This window comes from Methylobacterium nigriterrae, assembly GCF_037106235.1.
In the GTDB taxonomy this organism is placed as follows: Bacteria; Pseudomonadota; Alphaproteobacteria; order Rhizobiales; family Beijerinckiaceae; genus Methylobacterium; species Methylobacterium nigriterrae.
The window spans coordinates 1-277 of sequence record NZ_JBAWTG010000816.1 but is presented as its reverse complement, the minus strand read 5'-3'; the positions used below and the strand labels follow the sequence as shown (position 1 = coordinate 277).

The 277-nt window shown below is 71.1% G+C and carries 1 protein-coding gene; it reads left to right on the top strand.

Annotation, left to right across the window (positions count from 1 at the left end):
- Positions 1–277, top strand: a 277-nt coding sequence (locus WDW90_RS39275; protein WP_336493017.1) for a LysR substrate-binding domain-containing protein, incomplete at both ends; no start/stop codon positions are given.

Here is a 277-nt window from a genome sequence, read left to right as displayed (position 1 = left end):
GCACCGATCGGCTGCGCACGCTGACGGGGGGCGCGGGCGGGCGCGTGACGATGGGCGTGGTCTCGACGGCCAAGTCCTTCGCCCCGCAGGTGATCGCCGGCTTCGTCGGGCTCCATCCCGGGGTGGAGATCAACCTCTCGGTGGGCAACCGCGGCAGCACGGTGGAATCCCTGCGCAACTCCGAGATCGACTTCGCGATCATGGGCCGGCCGCCGCGGGACTTCGCGATCGAGGCGGAGATCTTCGGGCCGCACCCGATCGTTCTGATCGCCGCCCC